The 2,652-nt window shown below is 62.9% G+C and carries 3 protein-coding genes; 1 reads left to right on the forward strand and 2 read right to left on the reverse strand.

The genetic code is table 11. The annotated features are described in order from the left end of the window. Positions 1-905 (forward strand): MFS transporter (locus MRY84_RS00945; protein ID WP_291503903.1); only part of this gene is annotated, 905 nt, incomplete at its 5' end. A 6-nt stretch (positions 906-911) separates the two neighbouring features. On the opposite strand, the gene MRY84_RS00950 is transcribed toward MRY84_RS00945, so the two are convergent. Both MRY84_RS00950 and MRY84_RS00955 read right to left on the reverse strand, forming a co-directional pair. Continuing rightward, positions 912-2,381, reverse strand: coding sequence for a sensor domain-containing diguanylate cyclase (locus MRY84_RS00950; RefSeq protein ID WP_363317453.1), 1,470 nt, complete (start codon positions 2,379-2,381; stop codon positions 912-914). A gap of 36 nt (positions 2,382-2,417) precedes the next feature. Beyond that, positions 2,418-2,652: hypothetical protein (locus tag MRY84_RS00955; RefSeq protein WP_291503905.1), on the reverse strand; the 235-nt coding region annotated here is incomplete at its 5' end.

Raw genomic sequence — 2,652 nt, forward strand, 5'->3', positions numbered from 1 at the left:
GCGCCCTGCAGGGGCTGTCTACTGGCGCGGGCATCGTGGTCTCGCGAGCCGTCATTCGCGACATGTTTCCTCCCGCGCGGGCCCAGCAGGTGATGAGCCAGGTAACGATCTACTTCGGCGTGGCGCCAGCCGTTGCTCCCATCGTCGGCGGGTGGCTGTTTGTGCATGCAGGCTGGCACAGCATCTTCTGGTTCTTGACCGGCGTGGGCGTTGTGCTGTGGATCGCCAATTTCAGGCTGCTGCCGGAGACCCTGCACACCGAACACCGCCAGCCCTTCAATGTGCCCCACCTGATACGAGGCTATTGGCAGCTGGGTTCCAGCCCCCGGTTTCTTCTGCTCGCGCTGGCCAGTGGAGTTCCTTTCAACGGAATGTTCCTTTACGTCCTGGCTGCACCCGCGTTTCTGGGGGAGCACCTTGCACTGGCGCCCACGCAGTTCTTCTGGTTCTTCGTGCTGACCATCTCCGGCATCATGGGTGGGGCATGGCTCAGCGGCCGGCTGGCCGGCAAGATCGCGCCCAAGCGCCAGATCCGGCACGGCTTTGTGATCATGTTCGCAGTGGCCGTCTTCAACCTGGGAGCCAACCTCCTGCTTCCTGCCCACGCCGCGTGGTCGCTGGTGCCCATCGCCATCTTCGCGTTTGGCTGGGCGCTGATGGTGCCGGTGGTGACCTTGCTGGTACTGGACCTCCACCCCGAGCGCCGCGGAATGGCATCGTCCATGCAGGCGTTCGTCGGCTCGACCGCCAACGGCCTGGTGGCCGGCGTGATCGTCCCACTGGTCATGCACTCGACCGTTTTACTCGCCCTGGCATCCCTGCTGATGATGGCGGTAGGAATGACTGCCTGGGTCTACCTGCACCACCGCTGGCCCGAGATTGGGCGTCACGCGGCGGTCGGCTAAGCACCCCTAGGCCATCGCACTGCGCCTGTCGACACCCTTGTCCTGGTAGTAGCGGATTTTCTCGGCATACATGGCCTGATCGGCCCGATGGATGGCCGCTTCGACCGAATCACCGGAACGGCAGCACGCAATGCCCATCGCCAGGCTGATGGGCTGGCCAGGATAGAACTGATTGTTCAAATCCAGCATGGAAAGAATGCGTTCCTGGAGCGCAAAGGCGCCGCGCTCATCCACCCCAGGCAGGAGGACGGTGAATTCATCCCCGCCGATGCGCGCGGCACATGCCGGCGCATCCACCGCCTTGGCGAGCACTTCACCCACCCTCCGCAGCAGGGAATCGCCTGCGGCATGGCCTTGCTCGTCATTCACCGCTTTGAGTCCATTGAGATCGATCGCGATGACGGAGAGTGGCCAGGGACCTTTGCGCGTGATGCGATTGAGCTCCTCGGCATAGAACGCCCGGTTGCGCAGCTGCGTGAGGACATCATGCTTGCCCAGGTACTCCAGGTAAGCCTCTGCCTTCTTCCGTGCGGTGATGTCGACGAGCGACAGCAACACCAGCCCCCAGTCCGCCAGATGGTCGGCCAGCACGGAAAACTGCATGTGGATGTGCACGGCGTCCCCCGTGAGCGAGTAGTTGACGACTTCGCGCTGCTGGAACGTCTTGCCTTCCCACAGGTCCAGCAACTGGTCCGCAAAGGACTCGTGCATCTCATCACGAAACACCCGCCCGATGTTGTTGAGCAGGACCTCTTTGCTGGAGGCACCAAACATCCGCAAGGTCTGCTGATTGACGTCGATGACCCGGATCTCCTGCATGCAACGCGTAACGAACTCCGGGTGTACGGTAATGAAGGTATTGAAGTCTTCAATGCCCTGCGCACGCACGCCATCGAGCAAGTTTTTCACGACGCTGAAGTCCTCCACCCACAGGGAAACGGGCGAGTGCTCGAAAAGGTCGCGTGCATACTGTTCGCTACGGCGAAGCTGGCGGGCGCTCTGCATGGCGGACGTAACGTCTTCCAGCGACAACAGTACCCGACTCCAGTCGGACTCGTACCCCGGCAACACACGCGCACGGATGTGCACGTCCAGCCGCCGCCCATCCAACGTGTAGTTGACGGACTGGTTGGCGAACTCGAGCTGGCCCGACCACAGGGCCGCCAACTCATGGGTCACGGCGTCGTGCATATCGTCCCGAAACACCCGATCCAAGTTGGCCTCCAGAACCTGCTGGCTTTCTGCCGCAAACAGCTCCAGCGTCCGGCGATTCACCTTCAGCACCTTCAACGCGGCGCTGCACTGCCGCACCCGCTCGGCGTCTTGCGCGAGGTGGGCACGCAGGTCAGTCACGCCATCGGCACGCCAGCCTTCGAAAATCTGCTTCAGCGCGCTGTAGTCCTCGAGCCACAGGGATACCGGCGCCAGTTCAAACATGTGCTCAAAGTCGGCACCCGACGACAACGAAGACGACACGGCAAGCTCCTCCAGAGGTCCATTATTGTCGAGCCATCAGTTCGCCATGCCCTGACCGAACCCAAAAACAGAAAAGGCCGGCACCTTGCGGTACCGGCCCTTCAGAGCAGCATGGATGCTCCCCGCGGGATCAGCGCGCGGGACGCGCGGGGCGCTTGCGCGCATCGTGGGCCACAAAAGGCTTACCGCCACCAGGTTTGGCAAAGGCAGGCTTGCGGCCAGCGAAGTCGCCGCGGGGCGCGCCGGCGTCACCGCGCGGAGCGTAGCCGCC

The sequence above is a fragment of the Acidovorax sp. genome (assembly GCF_022763525.1).
Lineage (GTDB): Bacteria > Pseudomonadota > Gammaproteobacteria > Burkholderiales > Burkholderiaceae_C > Acidovorax.